Genomic DNA, 21,832 nt, shown 5'->3' on the forward strand with positions numbered 1-21,832 from the left:
CGCCGAAACGGCATTGACCGCTTCAAGTCGTTCCCTGAGAGACACAACCGCCTCCGTAATTCTTCTTCTCTGCCTGCGTTTCTGATGCGATCAAATCAGGAAAATACCCGCGACAACCAACCGCCACGGGTCGCCTCTTCTTCCGCTGCCGGAACAATCGCATGGGCCATATCGATCAACTCCTTGCTGAGCGGGTCCGTGCGTCGGCCCTTGATGATCGGAATGCCGAGATTCACCGAGGTAGCCGCTGCCTGATAGCTGTTTGGCAAGGTCATGAAAACCTTCAATCCGACCGTGCGCTCTATATCCGTCAGCGAGATTTCGCCACCTTTCTGGTAGCGATTCACAACCAGGTGGATCTGGTCCTGATGGTAGTCCAGCGAGCGGAATACGCTGATCAGGCGCTTGCTGTCGCGAACGAATGGCAGGGTCAGTTGCACGACGGGAAAGATCAGGTCTGCCATGTCCAGCGCCTGAAGAGTGATGGCATCCAGCGTGCGGGCCACGTCAACGACAACGAAATCATATTTGCTGCGTGCCAGGCGGATGATGGCTTCCACATGTTCACGTTTCACATCCGGCGAGCTGGACGGATCGTCCGGCGAGGCCAGTACATGGAAGCCGGATTCGACCTCCAGCATGGCAGACGACAGAAACGACGCGTCCAGCCGATGGATTTCCCGCGCAACCTCCGCCACGTTGCTCGGCGGAATCTGATCGGAGACGAACATCGCTGCATCACCAAACTGCAGATTGAGGTCGATCAGCGCAACACGCTGTTTCCGCTCAGCCGCCAGCGCATACGCCACATTCGCGGCAATGAAGGTTGCCCCGCTTCCACCTTTGCATGAAATGAAGGCCAATACCTTGCCGTCACCGCGCATGCCAAGAAGATGATTGCGCTTTTGCCGGATCCGGCCGATGGCCTCCTGCAAAGGCACACTGATCGCCGTCATGGGCAGAACCTCACGCACATTGGCGCGCATGGCCCGCATCAAAAAATCCACCGAGGTTTCGGTCGAAATCAGCAGCACATCAATATCAGGTCTGCGCTGGATCAAGATCTCCAGCGTGTCCAGACAGTCCGCGGTGGCCTGATCAATGATCAGCACATCCGGGCCTCCACCATCGATGAACGCCGGCAGCTCCTCAACGCGCCAGCCACCGCCAGAGACTTCCGCCTCCGGATCCTTTTCAACAGCTGCGCGCTTGATCTCGGCGAAGCGCTGACTATCGTTGCAGAGAACCTTTATCTTCATGACGAGCTCTATTCAATCAAACACGATGCCTCCGGCACACGCCGTCCATGCAGATCGGCATGCGCCGATCTGCTGCTCCCCGCCTTTGGCTATCGAGTGCTGCCACCAGAGCCGCCACTGGAGAACGAACTACCCGTATCGGATTTCGGTTTGCGGAAGCTCTCGTGATAATTTTCCATCGCACCTTTGGCCGACTTGCTGTCCAGCCCGCTGACCGGATCACGATTGCGCGCAGCTTCTGGATTCACGATCTGCTGCGCCTTGATGATGTGCAGTGAATCACCCATCTGATCATCCGTTCTGGGCGTGGTGGTTGCCGTACATGCAGTGAGGCTCGCCGCCGCGATGATGAGCATGCACCTAATCGAAAGTTGTTTCATGTCTGGCTCCCGTCATTACTTCAGATCTGAACCGCTCTTCGCGGGGTCCGGGTTGTTACGCGATGAGTCATCATCGCTGCGTGAACCTTCCTGCTTTCCACCCATGATCATGTCGTAACGCGAGGGCGGCACATAGGCGTCCGTCGGCAGCGGATAATTCTCCGGCAATGGTTTGACGAGGTGCGGTGTGATCACGAATACCAGTTCCGAGCGATCATTCTGGAAGCTGGTGCTGCGGAACAATGCGCCAATCACGGGCAGCTCACCCAGGAAGGGGAAAGCGGCTATGCTCGAAGTCACGTTGTTCTTGATCAGCCCACCGATTGCGAAACTCTGACCGTCGCGCAACTGAACCGTGGTGCTGGCTCGCCGCGTCGTGAAGGCCGGCAGGATTGAAGTCCCCGAAACGGTAGACGCCGTGATCGCCACCCCTTGGGCGCTCAGCTCCGACACCTCCGGCGTGACCCGCAGGTTGATGCGGCCACCCGACAACACTGTCGGCGTGAACTTCAGGCTTACCCCGAACTCCTTCTCTTCCAGAGTGACCGATGTACTGCCATTGCTGTTCGAAGACACCGGGATGAAAATCTTGCCGCCAGCCAGGAAAGAACCTTCCTGACCGCTGATCGCCATGACCGTCGGCTCAGCCAGAATCTTCACCAGCCCATCCTGTTTCTGGGCATCGGAACTGACCGTGGTCATGTTGGTACCGGTCGCCGTTGAGGTGCTCCCACCTGAGGTTGAAACCCCACCCGGAACGGATCTCGAAACCGTGTTGCTGCTATTGGATACCGATCCAGTCACCCCCAGTCCCACGCCTCCCGCCGCACCGGAAAGCTGGCCGGTCAGCAGGCCATTCCCGCCGAACAGGCCGGAGAAAAACCGCAGGGAGCCATTGCTAGACATCAGCGCACGCGTGAAATCGAGGCCAAACTGATCCAGCAGGGATTTGGAGATTTCCGCCACCTTCACCTCCAGCATCACTTGCTGGGGAGCAGCCACTTCAAGCATGTTGATGACTCGCGGATTGTTGCTTGAAGCAGAGCTGCCGGTGCCGCGCACGTAGGCATTGGCAATCTCGACAACCCGGTCAACCGCCTCGGCATCGCGCACGGAGCCGGAAAGTACGACCGAATCGGCCGCTGACGTGATCTTCAGATCAGCCTCGCCCGGCATCAATTCCTTGAACGAAGCGCTCAATCCCGCCGTATCCATGCCCACCACGATGTCGAGCATGGTGCATAGCCCCGTGCGGTCGACCAGCAGCACATTGGTTGAGCCGATTGATTTGCCCAGCACATAAATTTCAGTCGGGCTCAACAGCAGCACATCCACATCGGCTGCGCCTGTCCGCTGGTTCTGCTGTGCCGTCGTCCGCGACTTGTCGTCGTCGGTCTTGCTGTCCTCGCTGGGGCGCCCCACACGGGAATTCTGCGGATTGCCCAGCAACATCCTGGAAACAGCGTTCTGTGGATGGATCAGGCTGGATTTACCCACAGCGATCCTGACGACCTGCCCCATTTCCACGCGATGACAAGGCGAAGCACTGGCTGCCGGAGTTCTTGCAACACCCGCTTTGCCCGGCTCAGCCTGAACAGCGCCACACGCAAGAACAGACGTGATCAGTGCAGCCAGAGCATGCAACTTGAATTCAGATGACATGATTTTTATCTCCGCTCATTTCATTCAGAAACATTCGACGGATCGGCTGGTTCCGCGGATGATTTCCACACAGTCGCGCGACGCCTGCGCCACCGGCTTCGGAGCTGTGCTCGGAAGCGGCTTGCGCACCACGGCTTTCACCGGCGGCTGCACAATTACAGGTGCTGTCGGAGCGACCTCTTTCGGCGGATAAACCGTGAGCAAGGATTCCTTGGTTGCGCCAGAAGTCTGCAACGCCACCTGGTCGATCTGGTTACGCAACACCAGTGAAAGCGTTCCGACCGAGCGCGCCAGATCCAGCTTCTCGGCCTGCTCCGGCGTTACTTCAAGGGTGACCGCGTTGACCACCTTGGGCTTTGTTTCATCCCGCCCGGCCTCTTGCGCAACGGCCAGCACCAGGATGTGCTCAAGCACGATCTTCGAGATGGAACGATCCTTGTCGTTACTCTTGGATCCCTCTTCCATGGTGTTGACCATGATGTCCACAAAATTGCCTGGCAGCGCGAACCCCGCCACACCAATGACATCATTGACCCGCACGGTAATGGCACGCTTGCCCTCGCCCACCACGGCGGACAATCCACCCTTCGTCCCTTGTGGAGCGAGCTTTCCTTCGAGAACGACTTCGCCACGGGTGATGCTGGTCTTGGCCACCCGAGCTTCAAGATTCTTGGGGTCTTTGAAAACGCCGACCGGCTCGTTGCCTGCCGGCCAGGAGACCATCTGGATCATCTCCGGAGTAATCCGTGCGCCGAACTGGATGTCGACGGATGCGACGGCGACTTTATCTCCGCCGGTCTGACCTTTCTCGTGGATCCAGCGTGCAGCCAGCAATACCGCTGCCAGCCCCGCCAGTAAGGCCACCACGAGCATGACTACGCTTCGTGTGTTCTTCATGACAAACCTCTCCCGACCAAACTACCGTTAAGGAAGCTTTCATTTCATCGGGAAACGTATTTGCTTATCCGCTCATGCCAACGGAAATTTCGGCGGCAGGCTTTTTGTAACCTGATTCTGGTTTTCGATCCTGAAAAATCCCGACCCACACCCTTTTGTCTTGTTATTTTCACCACCTGTCATCAGGACCGTGACTTAAGTCACGGATAAACAATGCAAAACAGAGGCAGCCCTTTCGCGCATTTGTATTGCGCCGGGCGTGACCTAAAGTGGCGGTGAACCATCGCGGTTCAGGGCACTGATTCCGGGTCCGGAAAATCAGCCTCCAGAAGTCGCCAGAATGCGTATGGCGTGCTGCAACAAGCCTTCATGCACAACGTGTTCTGGCTATGTCGGCCGGGCCTTGGCTGGCATGCGTACGCACCGATCTGATCCAGCGCGGAAAGTACCAACAGCCAGAAATATCCGACCACTCCATGGCGACAGCTTTGCCAGCATCGCGCGTGGTCTATTTTTCCTGTTTCGCCCTGCGCAAAAGAGCGGAACACACAGGCGGGGCTGTTCAAGTGGAGGCAGCAATGAAACTCAGAAAGCAAGCAGGAGCATCTGCTGTCGAATTCGCTCTCGTCGCACCGATCTTCTTCCTGCTCATCTTCGCCATCATCGAATTCGGTCTGCTGTTCTGGGTGGACATCACCATGCAGCACGCCGTGCGGGAAGGCGCCCGCTACGCCATCACCGGGCAGGTCAATCTCGACCCCAACACATCCGATCAGCAGCGCTACCGCGCCATCATCGCGAAGATGAACGACAGCTCGATGGGCCTGTGGGCCAAGGTCGACCCGGACATCAAGATCACGCTTAACGGAACCACAAGCACGGAGTACGGCGACGCCAGCAGCTACAACGCCGGAATGTTTGGCCGTGAGGGGGATATCGTCACGATCCAGCTCAACTGCAAATGGCCGCTGTTTACCGGCTTCATCAGCAAATTCTTCAGCAATGGCGAGCACGATTTCAGTGTCGCAGCCACCATGAAAAATGAGGCCTTTGGATCATGATCTCCCACAAACTCCGCATACCTCACGCATCCCGCAGCCAGGGCATTGCGGCCATTGAATTCGCTCTGGTGCTGCCCTTCCTCATCCTGCTGTCGCTCGCCGTGGTCGACTTTTCACGCTACATCCAGGCCCAGCTGATCATCAACAACGTCAGCCGCGAAGGCGCCAGCTTGGCCGCCCGATCAACCAAGTCGATGGTGAACCTGGACTACCAGGCCATCATGGACGGTCTTGCAGCCTCCATGCCGCCACTGCGCATGAGCACGGCCGGCATGATCTACATCACCGAGGTCACCGCCATATCAGCCAACAACATCGTCACGAATACGGTCACCAACCAGTTCCGCTGGCAACAGGGCTGGAGCAGCAGCCACTACGTGCCGGACAGCTCGATCTGGAATTGCGGAGAAGACTCCACCCACTGGGACGCCGATGGCAGCTGTGCGATGAACACCGGGCCGAACAAACCAACGGCCAATCTCATGACCGGCCAACTGAATGCCGGCGATCAGATCTATGCCGCCGAGGTTTTCTACGAGCTCCCCTCTCTCTTCGGCGGGATGCAGATCAGCGCCAACATCAGTATCCCGAATGTCGGCCCTGTCCTGCATTCAATGAATGTCTTGTGATCCCGCCAATACGGAGGACAGATCATGCGCACAGCTGGCTTCAGAAAAATGCAAGGGCAGATCGCCATCATGACCGGCCTGCTGATTATCGTGCTGGTCGGGGCCGTCGGTCTGGCGATTGATTCCGGGCTGGGTTACATCATCCGCGCCAAGCTCAACGGCGCCGTGGATGCTGCCGCGATTGCCGGCGCCCGGGCGGTGGTGATCGGCAACAATCAGGCCGAACAGACCGCCAGTGCCAAGGCGGCAGCCGTCAATTTCTTCAACGCCAACTATGCCAACGGCTACATGAACTCCATCCCGACCTTGAACCCGGGTGATATCAGCGTCACGTTCGATCCACCGCCAAATAACGGACGGATCACCGTCGGCGTGACCGCCTCTGCCAGGGTGCCGGTCAACCTGATGGGCGTTTTCGGCTTCGATATCATGCAGGTCGGCTCCAGCGCCGAAGCCATCCGCAAGGATCTCGACATGGCTTTCGTGGTGGACACCACAGGGTCAATGAGCGGTGTAGCAGGCACTGTCAGAAGGGAAGCCAAGAATTTCCTGACGCTGTTCAACGCGACGGTTGACCGCGTAGCGCTGATGCACTTTTCCAGCGGCGGCGTACTGGATGTCGGCTTCAAACCTGGTTACACCCGCGGGTTTGACCGCGGCACCGACATAAACAGCACTACCGGCGGCAGTATGTACACCAAGATCAACAGCTATCGGTTTGAAGGCTGGACCAACTACGCCGAAGGCATGTGGCACGCCCGGAATCAACTCAACAGCATTCCCTCGGGGAGCCGCTCCAGCCTGCGGGTGATCGTGTTCTTCTCGGACGGGTCGCCGAACACGATTTCGTCTTTCTATACCTACAGGAATGCAAGTTACTGCACACAGGCAGGTTCAATTGCTTCGAACGAGGGAGCAACGGGAACACCTACCGGTTTGTTCTCTTACAACCTGCAGGATGAGATTTTGCCTGGCAATTGTGGGGGCCGTGATGATGACATCTGGCAATTTCTCAGCACAACGGCCGCTTTGCCGGAGTATTACAACGCACACGCTAAAACGGATCAGGAATTCAGGTTTGCGCCAAACCCGACGACGAACCCCTCCGGTTTGCGCACAGTGACCAACAACAACAGCACGCGCCAAAGGCTCTATACCAACATCAACAATGCCTCCCGCAACATTGCCGAGCAGATGGCCTGGAAATCGCGCTCGGAAGGTATTTACGTCTTCACCCTGGGCCTGGGCAGCAACCTGACCCAGCGCAATGGCCCCAATAACGAGCTTGGTTCAGATGTACTCAAGTGCATGGCCAATACCAAAGACGCACCTGTACGCTGCCGCATGACAGCACAACCAATCGGCGAGTATTGCTACGCGGCCACCACGTCCGAGTTGCAACCCTGCTTTGACAGGCTGGCCTCACGCATCCTGCGCCTGAGCAAGTAAGCCGCTGCCCGCCACACGCCCGCGCAAGCCGCACCGGCTTCGCGGGCACTGCTGCAACTTGAAGCAAGGCAGCCTGAAGAGCCGCATGGGACGGACGTCTTCAGCCATGCATGCGGCACAGCGTTTATCCATGAGCCTCTTCAGCAGACCTTCCTGAAGAAGTCCGCCGGAAGCGGCTTGGCGAGGGCGCTTGATCTTTGTACCCTAAAAACCGTTCGTGCCGAGTGCCGGCCGCAGGCCGGTGTATCGAGGCGTGGGCCTTACCCTCGACGTGACCTGTCCTGAGCCTGTCGAAGGGCGCCCTGCGGGCGCACTCGGGCCGAACGGACTTCAAAACCAGGCCGGATCAATAGTTAAGCGTCACCCCTCTCCACTTGGCGTCATCCCGGCGCAGGCCGGGATCCAGAGCTCGGCCTGCCTCGCCTGAATGCAGCTTTCAAACGCAAACCATCAAGGGGAATGCGAAATGGCGCCACGGCAACGTATAGCACCTACCGCCACTCGCATCCTCCTGGATCCTGGCCTGCGCCGGGATGACGGCATCAATGGGCGCATCACACGGCGCTATTGATCCGGCCTGAATCATAAGCCGAAGGGCCAGCCTGCCACACGCGCCAGCAGCAGTTGCAGCAACGTACCGATGGCGATGGCCACGGCATACGGCAGGCGACCGCTGGTGGGCGCATCGCTGACCCTGAGGCCGGCTTCGCGGCCGGAGGCGAGATACAGCAGCATGAGGCGCAGATTGTTCAGCACCTGCGGCAGCGAGCGCGCAAACAGCGCGGCAGCGAGCGCGAGCAAGCCCCCTGCGAGGAAGGTGAGCAAGGCGGCGCCAAAGGCTTGCAGAGGGCCAAGGAAGGCCCCCACGACGGCCATCAGCTTCACGTCCCCCGCTCCCATGGCACGCAGCAAATACAGTGGCAGCAGCATGGCGCCACCTGCGAGCATGCCGAGCAAGGCTTTACCCAGCCCCAGCCCGCCCGCATCTGCCATGAACAGGCCCGCCCCCTGCGACAGGAGGGCATTGCAGGCCAGCCCGGCAAGCAGGCCGGCCAGTACGAGGCGATTGGGGATGCGCCGGGAAATGATGTCCTGCCACAACGCTGCGGCAAGCAGGGCCAGGAGCAGGCACCAGGGCAGGAAGAAAATGGCGTTCATGCTTGAGCTTAGACCAGACAAATAAAAACCGGCGGCCTGCCGGCCACCGGTTCATGCACCCACGCGTTGAAGTTCTATCCCAAACGCCAGATGACTATTGCAGATTCGTGTTAACGGTGGTGAATACACCATTGAGACTGCCGCCGACCAGCGCAACAGCTGCAACGATGACAACAGCGATCAGCGCAGCGATCAGGCCGTATTCAATAGCCGTCACACCGTCTTCGTCCCGCAGGAATTTCGTCAATGCTTTCATGATGTCCTCCTTGAATACAATTCCCTCACCTTGCGGTGAAGATCCAAACCGGCACCAGCGTTCGCCGTACCGGGCTTTCTGCTGCGATGGCGGCCACAGCCGCCCACTACCAGAAACTTGTGTTGCTCAATTCGCTCATGTCGCATTGCCGACTTCGGTTGCCACATGCGTCCAGGTCGCCCCGACATGCACACCCAGAGCGGCGATTCCGCCCAGTGCTGCAATGGCGATCAACGAGGCAATCAGGGCGTATTCAATGGCCGTTACGGCGTTTTCACCTGCCAGGAAACGCGTGACCTGCTGCAATGCTTTCGCAAGGAAGGCCGTGCCACATGAATGCTGATGAAATGTGCGGTGTGTCATGACCAGACCTCCTTTCATCTCACTATAGAAAGGGCCCGGTGACTCACACACGGCGCTTCCGCCCGTCACACCCGGGAGGTTTGTTCCGGTGTGGGCAGGACAAATGTCATGGTTTATCGCGTTGCGGAAATTGCGCGAATTCCCCCCGTCGCAGACACTTCAGCTTGCTTGGTGATCCGACCCGGCGATGCTTGAAGACTGTTCGGCCCGAGTGCGCCCGCAGGCGCCCTTCGACTATTGATCCGGCCCGATTTTGTTTGATCTTTGCGTACCCCCCAGCCGTTCGAGCCGAGTGCCGTGCGAAGCACGGTGTATCGAGGCTTGGGCCGCGCCCTCGATACACGCCCTGCGGGCGCACTCGGGCCGAACGGACTTCAAAACCAGACCGGATCAATAGCCCAGGACAGGCCAAGTCGAGAGCCAGGCCCACGCCTCGATACAGCCGGCGTTGCCGGCCACTCGGCACGAACGGTTTTGGGGGCGCAAAGTTCAAACCGCTCAGACCGGATCTATCGTTAAGCGTCAACGCTCTCCACCTGGCGTCATCCCGGCGCAGGCCGGGATCCAGAGCTGGGCCTGCCGCGCCTGAATGCTGCCTTCAAGCGCAAACGATCAAGGGAAATGCGAAATGGCGCCACGGCAACGTATAGCACCTACCGCCACTCGCATTCTCCTGGATCCCGGCCTGCGCCGGGATGACGACATCAATGGGCGCATCACACGGCGCTATTGTTCCGGCCAGGTTTAGTTTGAAGTCCGTTCGACCCAAGTGCGCCCGCAGGGCGCCCTTCGACAGGCTCAGGACAGACCACGTCGAGAGCGGGGCCAAGCCCTCCCGACCTCCCCTTGACAGGGGAGGAGCAAACAAAATCGGGCTGGATCGAGCTCCCTCCCCTGTCAACGGGAGGGCTAGGGAGGGGTTTGAGTGACCAACAAAAGATCCTGAACAGTTTCTTGCTGCTGAATCAGTAAGGTCCGTTAGAAGCGGGTTGTGAGGCACCCGGCGAAAAACGCACATGCACGACGGCCACCGGGTCTGCATACAGGCGCCGCCAACCCGGCATCTGGTCCATGGCTGCGACAGCGGGCATGGCCGGGATGAAGAGTGTCCAGCCGATACCGGACTCTTTGAGCATTTCGGCGAGACGTTCTGGCGAACGCGTCACCGTGGCGATGTAATGTCTTTTCTGGAAGGCATCGCCATAGACGGCACGCGAATCAACCGAAGGAGCAATCCCCACAAAAATCAGGTAGCCGCCGAATTCGTAGGCATTCAGCACCGGTCCGGGTGGCTTGGCCGCCAGCCCGACTGCCACGGCCCGGGCTGGCGACATGGCCGCTGCAGGCTGCAGGAGCTGAGTGCGCCCGATGCTCAGGGAGAGCACGGCGAGCATGAGCAAAGTGAGCGCCTGGGTGAGTTTTCGCGCGGGTTGCGCCAGCGTGGCAAACTGCCGGTCAAGCACAGAGGCGGGCATTTGCGCAGCGGCGCTGGCAAGCCCCCACTGTGCCGCCAGTGGCTGCGCCACGATGATCGGGGCCAGCAGGCCGAGCAGCTCACCATGCCGTACATGCCAGAGCGCCAGGTGCAGCAGGCCCAGCAGCAGCACGATCCGGATTGGCGGCAAGCGCAGGCCGTTTGCCAGGGTCAGTGCGGCGGCGGCCAGCAGCCAGATTTCCAGCGGTTCCAGACCGCGGAAAGCTGGCGCTTTCCATTCCGTGATGGTGTTGAGGCTGAAACTCATCTGATGCTGGTCGTACACGAATCGCCAGGCGTCGAGGCCATGCGGCGTCAGCAATGTGGCCAGCGATACGAGCAGCAGAAAAACTGCCCATCGGGACACGACGGCACGTCTGGCGCTGGCTTCGGCATTGAGAAGGGCTTCCAGCGCGAAAGCGGCTGTCAGCCCCAGCGGCACCGGGAACCCCCCGTGCAGATTGGCCCACAGAACCATGACGGCAACAAGCCACAGCGGTGGCGCACGCTGCAATTCAACGGCCTGCACCAGCGCAATGGTCCAGATAACCAGCAGCGGGATGGTCAGTGCATGGGGACGTGCCAGCATGTGCGGTGCGACAAGGCATAGCGCCATGGCAACGCAGAGCAACGCACGGATGGGCAGCAGATGCCGCAGCAGGTAGCGGGTGAGGATAGCCAGCGCAGCGGCGTAACACGCCGCGGTCAACGCGACGACACCGGTCCATCCCCCCGCATCGAAAACCAGCGCATACAGCACGGCGGCAAGCCAGGTGTGTACGACCCAGGGCTGGCCACGAACAGTGTGGGAGAAAGGATCCGTGGCGGGCACCGCGCCGTGATCAAGTATCCAGCGGCCGGTGGCGATGTTCCAGTAAGTGTCGCCATCGTTGAGTAACCCCGGATGCAGGATCAGCCACAGGAAAATGAGCGTGCCGATCATGAGCGGCCACGACAGCCAGGTACGCGTGGCAGACGCGGATGAACCGATGGCACAGAGACATTTCAGTTTCCACATGATGTCCCCTCGCAGGGCGTGTCAGCCTCGATCCAGGTCATGTTCAGTGGCAAATGCGAACAGATCTATCCGGTTGCGCAGACCGAGTTTGTCGTAGATGGCGGTGAGGTGGTTGCGCAGGGTGTGTTCGCTGATGCCAAGGGCCTCGGCGATGACGATGCTTTTGGCCCCGCGGTTGCGCACGATGGCGCGGATGATCTCGCGCTCGCGCGCGGTGAGGCTGGCGATGCGACTGTTGCCCGCAAGGGCATCAGGCGTAGCGCGTGAGGCAAGCATGCCGACCATGCCCCCCGCGATCAGCGGCGAAGCCCAGAATTGCGCGGCATGCACATGCTCGATGGCTTGCAGCACGACGTCGGCGCCTTCGTCTTTGAGGACGACGCCGCGCGCGCCCGCAACAATTGCGGCCTGGTGCATGGCTGGATCACGGTCGCCAGTGAGGATCAGCACTTGCGCCTGACAGCTGCGGCGCAACTCGGGAAGACTGGCGAGGCTGTTCGTGCCGTTCAGGTCCAGATCAAGCACGATGACATCTGGCTGGCAGTCCGCCGCAACGCGGAGCATTTCGCTGCAGCTCGATGCGGTGGCGATGGACTGGAGACGGGGCTGAGCGCTTTCGACAAGACGCTCCAGGCCCCACAGGATGGCCTTGTGATCATCGACGATCATGACCCGGATGGGGCGGGGTTCCACTGTTTCGGCAGTGCTGGCGAGGGGCATTTGTGGCCCTCCGAAAACAGTTAATTCAACGGGATCGTGACAGTTATCGAACAGCCACGGGGATCGATATCCACACGGGTTTCTCCCCCCAGCAGCGCGGCGCGCTCGCTGATGGAGCGCGGGGTGAAGGTCGGCAACGGAGGCTGGTTACCGTGTTCGTTACGTATCCGTAATTCAAGCACGCCTTCTTCACAACGCAGCGCTATCCAGGCCATGTGGGCACGTGTGTGGCGGCGGATGTTGCTGAGACCTTCAGCCACGAGATGGAACAATTCGTCGGCAATATGTCGATCCACGGGCAGGGTGCCCTGGATATCGACACTCACCTCAATCCCGAACAGCTGCCCGAAGCGCAGCGCCTGGCGCTGCACTGCGCTGGCCAGCAGTTCCCCACCCTGCCCTGAGCTGCCGCGCAGGCCGCTCACGACATCACGCATGGCGGCGAGTTCGGTGCTAGCCATGGCGAGCATGCGCTGCAGGTCTTCGCTGAGCGGATTATCCGGACCGGCCTTGCGTACCAGCGCTTCGACCGCGAACTTGAGCCCGATGTAGGGCTGGATCGCGCTGTCATGCAATGTGCGGCCAATCTTGGCCCGTTCGTTTTCGACCGCTTCGGTGGACAGGCGCTCAAGGAGCAGCGCGTTATCGATCAATGGGGCGATCTGCTCGGTCACGCGCATCAGAACCTCCAGCCCGTGCGTACGCAGATGCCCGGATGCACTGCCGAGAATAAGGGTCATGTTGCCTACGCTGCGACAGCGTACCGGGGTGATCATCAGACAATCCTGTTCGAGCAGCCTGGCGAGCTGCTCGAAGACAACAGGCTCCGGCATGCCCGGCAATTCGTCGCTGCCTGGCATGGGTTCATGATGCGTGCTGGAACGCCCGAAAAGATGGGTGCGCCGCCGGTGCAGGAAGGCATGTTCTTCACTCAGGCTTGTCACGCAGGCCAGCAGGGATTCCGCACTGGCTTCGGAGAGGCGGCTGCAGCCTTCGCCCTCTTCCCAGCACAGGGCGTGTTCGCCACCCTCGACATCGCGCATCAGCAGCAGTGCGCTTTGGGCATCGAATTCATGGCAGATGGGTTCCAGCAGCTTCGGCATGATGGCGTCAAACCCGCGGCGCGGATCGAGGCGCTCCACAAGATGGGTGGAGAAGGCATAAGCCCTGCGGCTATCGGCTTCGGCACGCGCCAGAACGGCCACCAGCGAACCAGTCACCAGCAAGGAGAGCGGCAACGCCAGCAAGGTAGGCCAGGAAATCCCGGGGGCACGCAGGCAGAGGATGATCAGGGCCGCCGAACTGCTGAAGATGGCAACGGCGGTACTTTCGCCCACGCCACGCTGCCAGGAGGCGAACAGGACAGGGAAGAACAGGAACAGGAAGTAGTGGAAGCCGCCCGGCCCGGCCAGCGCGATGAGCAGCAGGAACCAGCAGCAATCCAGCCAGGGGAGGATTCTGAGTACGGGCAGGACACGCCCGCTGGCCGAAAACCATAGCAAGACCCCGGCATATACGCTGAAGCCCGCAATACCGGCAAACAGGTAGGTATGCGACGCGGCCTGCGTGTCGAGCATCAACTGGGCGGCAATGATCGCCAGGACGACACGCATGCTCTCGATCAGCCGGCGTTCATCGGTGAACAGGTCGGTGACGCGGGCACGCGCGGGCACGTCACTCCTCGCACTGAACGGTGTTCGCGCCCCCGACTCCTGTGGGTACGGCTTCGTCACAGATTCCCCTGGCATGCTAAACGTGGCGGGCCAAACTGGCACCAGATCAACTCATACAGTCTAGACCGCCATTTTTTCAGGTTCTGAGCGACCACCCTTCACGCCATGTTCACCACGCAGTGCAGTTACCTTACGGCGCCAGGGCATGCGAGGACTCGAAGTCGCGGATCTCCTGCAGCGCCTCGCTCAAAGTCATTTCATGGACGTTCAGAAGCTTGCCTACAAGATGCTCGGTCAAGGGTTTGAGAGCCGCCAGAACAGCCTTGGTTTCGCTGTACAGGCGTTCGTTCTGGGCTTCCATGATGTTGCGCGTTTCCTCATCCAGCGCACGGCCACCGCCGTTATCACGATTGAGCGCGCCAAAATTGAGACGGGTCTTGCGATACATCCCCATCTCGCCGACAGCGTGGTGGAGCAGCTGCGTCACGCGAGTGATGTCGTTGTGCGCACCGTTGGTTGTGCCTTGCTCGCCAAAGAACAGCTCTTCATTGGCCATGCCCCCCAGCAGCACCCGCACGTCGTGTTCGATATCTCCTTTGGTCTTGAGCAGGTTTGCCCCTTTTTTATGAAAAACGAAACCCAGGGCATTGGTGCGTGGATTGGCTTTGAGTGAAATCTTGATGACCTTCATGTCTGCCAGAATTTTTCCCCAATCGTCGTGATTGAGCTTGCGCTCATAGTCGAGATCAACCAGAAAGTGCCCCCATTCATGCACGGCAATGATGCGGCGGTCACGCTCACGTTCCTGGGTGGTGCTGAGATTGACGTTCCCCAGTAGAACCCGTTCGGCGGCCTGCATCAGGGTTTTGGCGCCAATCATCTCGCCGGTTTGCACCGCCATGATGCCGGCCTGATTGACGATGGTTTCAAGGTCTGCCGGGCTGCAGCCTTCGGTCACCGCGATGTGTTGGCGAAGATCGAGGTCGGGCATCACTTTATCGGCGCGTTGCGCCAGATAGTGCTCAATGATCGCCAGTCGCTCTTCCCTGTTGGGCAGACGGAAATCCACTTTCATCTGGAAGCGACGCAGCATCGCTTCGTCCATCTGCATTGTCTCGCTGTTGAAATTACTGGCAACGATCCAGATGATTTTCACGTCGCTCTTGCTGCGCACGCCATCGAGCACAGACAACAGCGTGTTGGCGGTGTCGTCATCGAATTTGTGATGGCGGCTGCCACGCTTCATGAAGAGGTCCTGCGCCTCATCAAGGAAAATGATGCAATGTTTGCGCCGCTTTGCCATGGCAAGAATCCGGCTCAGGGTATTTGAACCACCGGCAACGAAGCCCGTTTCCAGATTGGCGGCGGAATGGAACAGAATCGGCAGATTGAGCTCTTTGGCGAGATAGCTGGCCAGCTTGGTCTTGCCGGTGCCTGCAGGCCCGCTGAACATCACATTGAAGGGTTTGCGGATGCCGTACTCGGCGTATTCGTCGCGACGCTGATACTGGTCCTTGATCTGGGAGACCTCTGCCTTGATGTCGTCCATGCCCACCAGTTCGTCGATGGAACCGTTGATCTGGGAGGGCTCGATGAACTTGAGCGACTTGAACTGCCCCTTGAGCTGGAGATACAGAAAAGCCACCAGACTGAGCATCAGCGCGGCTGAGAGCACGCCACTGGCCGCACTTTTCCAGCCATCCTTCTCGGACAGGGGGCGCGCGTCAGAAAACCGCAGATCCAGACGCTCGACCATCTGAAGATCTTCGGGGCCGAGCTCGCTGCGGGGAAGGAAAACGAGCTTGCCGCCCCACGATGCGGTGACAGCCTTGTCGGTGAAAATCCTGGTTTCCATGTCACCCGGGTAATACGCATACAGCTTCCCTTGCGACTCGATCAGGACAAAACGATCCGACAGGTTCCACATCAGCGTTTTGTAGATCACAACGATGCGCTCGACGGGATGCGACTCCAGAAAGCTCAACACCGAACCGGCTCCAATGACCACAGGAAGATTACGCCCGAGAACTCCCGCGCCCTCGCCCGCCTTGCCATCAACGGCCATGGCCCTGACCTGTTCGGCCAGTGCGGCATTTTTCTGCATGAGAGTCAAAGAGTAGATGGCAGAGCCGGGAATCAGGATGGCCGCGACCAGCACGCCAAGCCTGACGAGGAGCGACTGGATCGCAAACCAGTCCTGCATCCGGCCGATGAATTTCCTGATGGCGAACCACGGGCTCGTGGGACGAGCAAGTGGAGCAGTGCTGGGTTTGGATGAATTGGACACGGCAGTCCTTCGCTCTGTGAAACATTGAGTTTCGGCGTCGGCACACATGGAGCCAGACTTGGCCATGCGTGATGGACGCGTCTCCTTTTCCAGGCGCAACCAATCTGCTCAGGGTTTGCCAGCCCTCGCGCCAGGTCAGGTTGCAGCGTTCAGCCTGTGGTCTCTTCTGGCGGTCGCGGGGCCAGGTGCGCAGAAAACGAAGAGGACGATCAGCGAAAGGGCGTAAAAAAGGGCGTAAAACCTGTGCCTGGATCTTCTCAAAGCTTAGTGGATCGATGACGCGGGAGCTTGCCTGGTCTGCCCACCAAGGCAGTCATGCGCATGCGGAGTTCTTCCCTTTGCCATCGCCAGCGTCCCGGGATGGGCTATCCGTCGGCGGAAAAGAACCGGTAGCCATTCCCCCCGGCTTCCTTGGCGCGATACATGGCGGAATCTGCGTGCTTGATCAGCCGGTCAGCGTTATCACCATCCAGCGGGTAAATGGCGATGCCGATACTCGGGGAAACGCGGGCCTCCTGCCCACCCAACAGGAACGGTGCAGTCAGGGCTTCGATGATCTTGGCTGCGACAGTGACAGCATTTTCAGGCGTGGAGATCTGCTCAAGGATCAGCGTGAATTCGTCCCCCCCCAGACGCGCCACCGTGTCTACTTCGCGCACGCACTGCCGCAGGCGCGATGAGACTTCCCGCAGCAACAAGTCGCCCGCACTGTGGCCCAGGGTGTCATTGACCGCCTTGAACTGGTCCAGATCCAGAAATAGCAGCGCAATCAGCCCGCGGTTACGTTCGGCTCGTGCCAGAGCTTGCTTGAGGCGATCGTGGAACGCCAGCCTGTTTGGCAAATGTGTCAAAGCATCAGAGTGCGCCATGAGCTGAAGGCGATCCTCTGCCTGATGACGTTCAATGACAATGCGGGTCAGATGAGAAGCCACCAGCATCAGGTCAAGATCACGGGGAGACAGTACGGCTGGATTGCGGTAATGCACAACAATCAGAGCCAAAGGATTGCCGCTCGATGCTCGAACCGCCACGGCAAAACAGGCGTGAATGCCATATCTGGCGGTCAGTTCGCAATAGCCTGCCCAGATCGGGTTGCTAGCGAGATTCTCGATCAGCTCGTTCGAATCTCCGTGCGCCAGAGCTTCACCGGATTCAGTAATGGCGGCAAAAACATCATTCAGGACCTTCTGACCGTGATGAACGATGTCCTCCGCCACACTGCCTGGCAAACTGCGCCCAGTAGCACAACTCAGATCGCGAGCCTCTGTGTCGTCCCGGAACAGGATCGCGCAGAAAATTTCGCCGGAAAATGCTTCCACATGGCGGACAAGCGCCCCCAGAGAGGTTTTCAGGGAGCTGCCGCAGACGACCATTTCAAGGGTTTCTTTCTCAATCGCCAGAAGTGCTTCGGCCAGCCACCTCTCGCTGATGTCACGAAAGCTCGAGACCCGCCCGACAACCTTGCCATCAACAAACTGAGGCTGGGAGTTCCACTCGAATCGACGCCCATCCCGCAACTCAAGGATTGAATCGTGATGCCGGTCGGGATCATTTATCAACTCTTTCAGCGTCAGATAAAAAGCAGTTGGATCCCGCAATTGCTGCGCCACCGCGATCATGGTTTCACTGCTGGAAGTGGAGAGCCCCCTTTCACCCTGCAAACCCCACATTTTCAGGAAGCGTTGATTCGTTACGACTTCCTGCCCGGAGGTATCCGTCACGAAAATGCCGTCGACAGTGGACTCCAGCGTCGCGGAAAAAATGCTCAGGGATTTTGCCAGTCTTTCCTCAGCCTCCTTGCGCACGACAACCTCCTGCAAGGCCACGCGCAGGGATCGCATCGGAAGGTCCTTGAGCGCCATGAAGGTTATCCCGCCGAGCAAAAGGCCCGGCAAAAACATGGCCATGGAATACAGCAAAAGAGTAGCCAGAGAGCTCTCTACCTCCAGCAGCACACTCCCGGCGGCGCCGAGATCAAGCGGTGCAACCCGGGTCAGGAGTGGAGGGCGCAGATCGTGCTGCTTTTCGGCCAGCAATTGCTTGTCCGCAGTGATGATGCGGAAATTGACGGTTTCGTCCAGCCAACCCATGGCGGCCAGAACATCCCGGGGTGACGCTGGTCTTCCTGTTCCGGCTTTGCCTGGATGCCCATCCGACTGTTTTGCAACGCTGTGGGCGCCGACCTCAAGCATCAAATCCAGACGTGCGGCTTCCCTCTGGTACCCGATAGCAAAAAAGATCGTGGAAACCAGACAGGCCACAACCACTCCGCCTCTCCACGCAAACCGGGAAATAACCCCGGGCAGCTCAGGAAGATTGATCTGATGAGAAGGTAATGACTTGAACACCATGAGATTTCGTCATGGCCGGGCATGACTCCAAATGGTTTAACGGGTATTCATGATTTGTCGTGCTTATCCGGGTCGCTATTCAGCTCCTGACATGAAGCAAGGAAGGACTCTGCACGGAACCGCGCCGCATCTTTCCGGAAAGTTATCAAACAGTCCGGCGAGTCACCGCAATGCATAGCAATTTACTGTAGTAAGCACGCGCCAAAGTTCAATTGCCCAGGCCTGTGTGTACAGGAGAAAGCCGGCTTCGTTGATGCTTGGATGTCATCGCTCCGCCCGCCTGATCAATGCTTGCTCATGCTTATTGATCCGGCCCTGAACTTTGCGCCCCCACAAACGTTCGTACCGGGCGGCCGGTAAAACCGGCTGTGAGAGGTGCAGCCGTTGATCCAGATCCGGGCTCAGAGTGGCAGGATCGGATTGTCGCGGGCCTTGTCGTCATCCTTACACTCCTCCGCCTGTTTGTCGCATGCCGCACCGTCTCCGGCGTCCTGGAATTCAACATTTATCCTTTTTATTCATTGGCTTGCCGAATCACTCTAGCATCTGGCACAGCCGTTGCGACATGTGTTGCGAGTCGTCAGCGCCCATGTTGATCTGTTTCACGCAGCACACATGCCTGACCCGAGTCACTGTTTCCTCAAGGAGAAGCACCATGGCAAAACTGCGTCAATGCGCAATTTACGGCAAGGGTGGGATCGGCAAGTCCACTACCACCCAGAACCTCGTGGCCGCACTGGCCGAGGCGGGCAAGAAGGTCATGATCGTCGGCTGCGATCCAAAGGCCGACTCCACCCGCCTGATCCTGCACGCGAAAATGCAGAACACCGTCATGCAGCTGGCTGCTGACGCCGGTTCCGTAGAGGATCTGGAACTGGAAGACGTGCTGCAGGTTGGCTTCAAAGGCATCAAGTGCGCTGAATCCGGTGGTCCGGAGCCGGGCGTGGGTTGCGCCGGCCGCGGGGTGATCACTGCCATCAACTTCCTCGAAGAAGAAGGCGCTTACGACGAAGAACTCGACTTCGTGTTCTACGACGTACTCGGTGACGTGGTGTGTGGTGGTTTCGCCATGCCGATCCGCGAAGGCAAGGCACAGGAAATCTACATCGTCGTTTCCGGCGAAATGATGGCCATGTACGCCGCCAACAACATCGCCAAGGGTATCGTGAAGTACGCCAACTCGGGTGGTGTGCGTCTGGCCGGCCTGATCTGCAACAGCCGCAAGACCGACCGCGAAGATGAACTCATCATGGCTCTGGCCGAGAAAATCGGCACCCAGATGATCCACTTCGTACCGCGTGACAACGCCGTGCAGCACGCTGAAATCCGCCGCATGACGGTCATCGAATATGACCCGAACCACAAGCAGGCCAATGAGTACCGCGCACTGGCCCAGAAGATTGTGGATAACAAGAAGTTCGTGATCCCCAATCCGCTCGAAATGGAAGAGCTGGAAGAGCTGCTGATGGAATTCGGGATCATGGAAGTGGAAGACGAAGCCATCGTCGGCAAGACCGCCGCCGAACTGGCAGCCTGATCCGCACCGGATCTGTTTGACGTGCCGTTACCCCGTCAGACGGGGTAACGCAGACACAAAGCTGTTCAACGCTTGTGCCCCGTGGCGAGCTAGAGCCCGGAGCAAAGGAGAATCAAATGTCTGAGCTCACCCGCGAGCAAGCCCAGGCCCTCATCGAAGAGGTGCTGGAGGTTTATCCCGAGAAGGCCAAGAAAGACCGGGCCAAACACCTGATGGTCAATGACAAGACCATCGAGCAATCCAAGAAGTGCATCACCTCGAACCGCAAGTCGGTGCCGGGCGTGATGACCCAGCGCGGCTGCGCCTACGCCGGTTCCAAGGGCGTGGTGTGGGGTCCGATCAAGGACATCATCGACATCTCGCACGGCCCGGTCGGCTGTGGCGCCTACTCGCGTGGGGGCCGCCGCAACTACTTCTCCGGCACATCCGGGGTGGATTCGTTCTGCGACATCAACTTCACCTCCGATTTCCAGGAGAAAGACATCGTCTTCGGTGGCGACAAGAAGCTCGCCAAGCTGATCGACGAACTGGAAGGCCTGTTCCCACTCTCCAAGGGGATCTCGGTGCAGTCCGAATGCCCGGTCGGCCTGATCGGCGACGATATCGAGGCCGTCTCCAAGAAGAAGGCGGCAGAAATCGGCAAGGTCATCGTGCCAGTGCGCTGCGAAGGCTTCCGCGGCGTGTCGCAATCGCTGGGCCACCACATCGCCAACGACGCCGTGCGCGACTGGATCATCTCCAACCGCGACGACAAGGCCTTCGAAGGCACACCGTATGACGTCGCAATTCTTGGCGACTACAACATCGGCGGTGACGCCTGGGCTTCGCGCATCCTGCTTGAGGAGATGGGCCTGCGCGTGGTTGCGCAATGGTCCGGCGACGGCACCCTCACCGAAATGGAAAACACCCCGAAGGTGAAGCTGAATCTGCTGCACTGCTACCGCTCGATGAACTACATCGCGCGCCACATGGAAGAGAAGTACAACATCCCCTGGCTGGAATACAACTTCTTCGGCCCGACCAAGATCAAGGAGAGCCTGCGCGAAATCGCCTCTCACTTCGACGAAAAGATCCAGGAAGGTGCCGAGCGAGTCATCGCCAAGTACACGCCGGCCATGGACGCCATCATCGCCAAGTTCAAGCCGCGCCTGCAGGGCAAGAAGGTCATGCTCTACGTGGGTGGTCTGCGTCCGCGTCACACCGTCGGTGCCTACGAAGATCTGGGCATGGAAGTGATCGGTGCTGGTTATGAATTCGCGCACAACGATGACTACGACCGCACCATGAAGGAAATGAAGGACGCCACCCTGATCTATGACGACGTCACTGGTTATGAGTTCGAAGAATTCGTCCGCCAGCTGAAGCCGGATCTGATCGGCTCGGGCATCAAGGAAAAGTACGCCTTCCACAAGATGGGCGTGCCTTTCCGCCAGCTCCACTCCTGGGATTACTCCGGCCCGTATCACGGCTTCGACGGCTTCGCCATCTTCGCCCGCGACATGGACATGACCGTGAATAACCCGTGCTGGGGCATGCTCAAGGCGCCCTGGCTCAAGGATGACGCCGAAGGCGAACTGAAAGCCGCTTAAGCCGGACCGTAGGGTGCGCATTGCGCACCATTCGCCCGAAGCGCACATGTGGTGCGCGGTGCGCACCCT

Annotated in this window: 17 protein-coding genes; 5 read left to right on the forward strand and 12 right to left on the reverse strand. The window is 59.1% G+C overall.

Annotation, left to right across the window (positions count from 1 at the left end):
• Positions 1 to 95 precede the first annotated feature (95 nt).
• The 4 genes from Q9Q94_RS00745 to cpaB form a co-directional block, all read right to left on the reverse strand.
• A complete protein-coding gene (locus tag Q9Q94_RS00745) occupies positions 96 to 1,259 on the reverse strand; it encodes an AAA family ATPase (RefSeq protein ID WP_305978107.1) in 1,164 nt (387 codons plus the stop codon).
• A gap of 89 nt (positions 1,260 to 1,348) precedes the next feature.
• A complete protein-coding gene (locus Q9Q94_RS00750) occupies positions 1,349 to 1,639 on the reverse strand; it encodes a hypothetical protein (protein WP_305978108.1) in 291 nt (96 codons plus the stop codon).
• Between the two features lie 15 nt (positions 1,640 to 1,654).
• A complete protein-coding gene (locus Q9Q94_RS00755) occupies positions 1,655 to 3,301 on the reverse strand; it encodes a type II and III secretion system protein family protein (protein WP_305978109.1) in 1,647 nt (548 codons plus the stop codon).
• Between the two features lie 24 nt (positions 3,302 to 3,325).
• Positions 3,326 to 4,174 carry a Flp pilus assembly protein CpaB gene (cpaB, locus tag Q9Q94_RS00760; protein ID WP_305978110.1) on the reverse strand — a complete coding sequence of 283 codons (849 nt, stop codon included), beginning with the start codon at positions 4,172 to 4,174 and terminating at the stop codon, positions 3,326 to 3,328.
• Positions 4,175 to 4,776: 602 nt separating this feature from the next.
• Here cpaB and Q9Q94_RS00765 point away from each other — a divergent pair.
• The 3 genes from Q9Q94_RS00765 to Q9Q94_RS00775 are packed head-to-tail and all read left to right on the forward strand — an operon-like array spanning position 4,777 to position 7,337.
• On the forward strand, positions 4,777 to 5,259 hold the full coding sequence (locus Q9Q94_RS00765) for a TadE/TadG family type IV pilus assembly protein (RefSeq protein WP_305978111.1): 483 nt from the start codon (positions 4,777 to 4,779) through the stop codon (positions 5,257 to 5,259).
• Positions 5,256 to 5,888: a TadE/TadG family type IV pilus assembly protein gene (locus Q9Q94_RS00770; protein WP_305978112.1), complete on the forward strand. Its 633-nt coding sequence runs from the start codon at positions 5,256 to 5,258 to the stop codon at positions 5,886 to 5,888. The genes Q9Q94_RS00765 and Q9Q94_RS00770 overlap by 4 nt, the downstream gene beginning before the upstream one ends.
• 24 nt (positions 5,889 to 5,912) lie before the next feature.
• The gene (locus Q9Q94_RS00775) at positions 5,913 to 7,337 is read left to right on the forward strand and encodes a VWA domain-containing protein (RefSeq protein WP_305978113.1); all 1,425 of its coding nucleotides are present in this window, start codon (positions 5,913 to 5,915) and stop codon (positions 7,335 to 7,337) included.
• A gap of 582 nt (positions 7,338 to 7,919) precedes the next feature.
• Here the strand turns inward: Q9Q94_RS00775 and Q9Q94_RS00780 are convergent.
• From Q9Q94_RS00780 to Q9Q94_RS00815, 8 genes are all read right to left on the reverse strand, one after another.
• The gene (locus Q9Q94_RS00780) at positions 7,920 to 8,495 is read right to left on the reverse strand and encodes a prepilin peptidase (protein WP_305978114.1); all 576 of its coding nucleotides are present in this window, start codon (positions 8,493 to 8,495) and stop codon (positions 7,920 to 7,922) included.
• Positions 8,496 to 8,589: 94 nt separating this feature from the next.
• Positions 8,590 to 8,751 (reverse strand): Flp family type IVb pilin, encoded by a 162-nt coding sequence (locus tag Q9Q94_RS00785; protein WP_305978115.1) that lies wholly within the window; start codon positions 8,749 to 8,751, stop codon positions 8,590 to 8,592.
• A gap of 135 nt (positions 8,752 to 8,886) precedes the next feature.
• On the reverse strand, positions 8,887 to 9,114 hold the full coding sequence (locus Q9Q94_RS00790; protein WP_305978116.1) for a Flp family type IVb pilin: 228 nt from the start codon (positions 9,112 to 9,114) through the stop codon (positions 8,887 to 8,889).
• A 965-nt stretch (positions 9,115 to 10,079) separates the two neighbouring features.
• Positions 10,080 to 11,606, reverse strand: coding sequence for a hypothetical protein (locus Q9Q94_RS00795; protein ID WP_305978117.1), 1,527 nt, complete (start codon positions 11,604 to 11,606; stop codon positions 10,080 to 10,082).
• A gap of 21 nt (positions 11,607 to 11,627) precedes the next feature.
• Positions 11,628 to 12,326 (reverse strand): response regulator transcription factor, encoded by a 699-nt coding sequence (locus tag Q9Q94_RS00800; protein WP_305978118.1) that lies wholly within the window; start codon positions 12,324 to 12,326, stop codon positions 11,628 to 11,630.
• A gap of 20 nt (positions 12,327 to 12,346) precedes the next feature.
• Positions 12,347 to 13,999, reverse strand: a complete 1,653-nt coding sequence (locus Q9Q94_RS00805; protein ID WP_305978119.1) for a sensor histidine kinase — start codon at positions 13,997 to 13,999, stop codon at positions 12,347 to 12,349.
• Positions 14,000 to 14,189: 190 nt separating this feature from the next.
• The gene (locus Q9Q94_RS00810; protein ID WP_305978120.1) at positions 14,190 to 16,286 is read right to left on the reverse strand and encodes an AAA family ATPase; all 2,097 of its coding nucleotides are present in this window, start codon (positions 16,284 to 16,286) and stop codon (positions 14,190 to 14,192) included.
• A gap of 365 nt (positions 16,287 to 16,651) precedes the next feature.
• Positions 16,652 to 18,637: a diguanylate cyclase domain-containing protein gene (locus Q9Q94_RS00815; RefSeq protein WP_305978121.1), complete on the reverse strand. Its 1,986-nt coding sequence runs from the start codon at positions 18,635 to 18,637 to the stop codon at positions 16,652 to 16,654.
• Positions 18,638 to 19,292: 655 nt separating this feature from the next.
• Between Q9Q94_RS00815 and nifH the strand changes: the two genes are divergently transcribed.
• Positions 19,293 to 20,174: a nitrogenase iron protein gene (gene nifH / locus Q9Q94_RS00820; protein WP_305978122.1), complete on the forward strand. Its 882-nt coding sequence runs from the start codon at positions 19,293 to 19,295 to the stop codon at positions 20,172 to 20,174.
• Positions 20,175 to 20,290: 116 nt separating this feature from the next.
• The gene (gene nifD, locus Q9Q94_RS00825) at positions 20,291 to 21,763 is read left to right on the forward strand and encodes a nitrogenase molybdenum-iron protein alpha chain (RefSeq protein WP_305978123.1); all 1,473 of its coding nucleotides are present in this window, start codon (positions 20,291 to 20,293) and stop codon (positions 21,761 to 21,763) included.
• Positions 21,764 to 21,832 lie beyond the last annotated feature (69 nt).

This window comes from Uliginosibacterium sp. 31-16 (genome assembly GCF_030730865.1).
GTDB lineage: Bacteria > Pseudomonadota > Gammaproteobacteria > Burkholderiales > Rhodocyclaceae > Uliginosibacterium.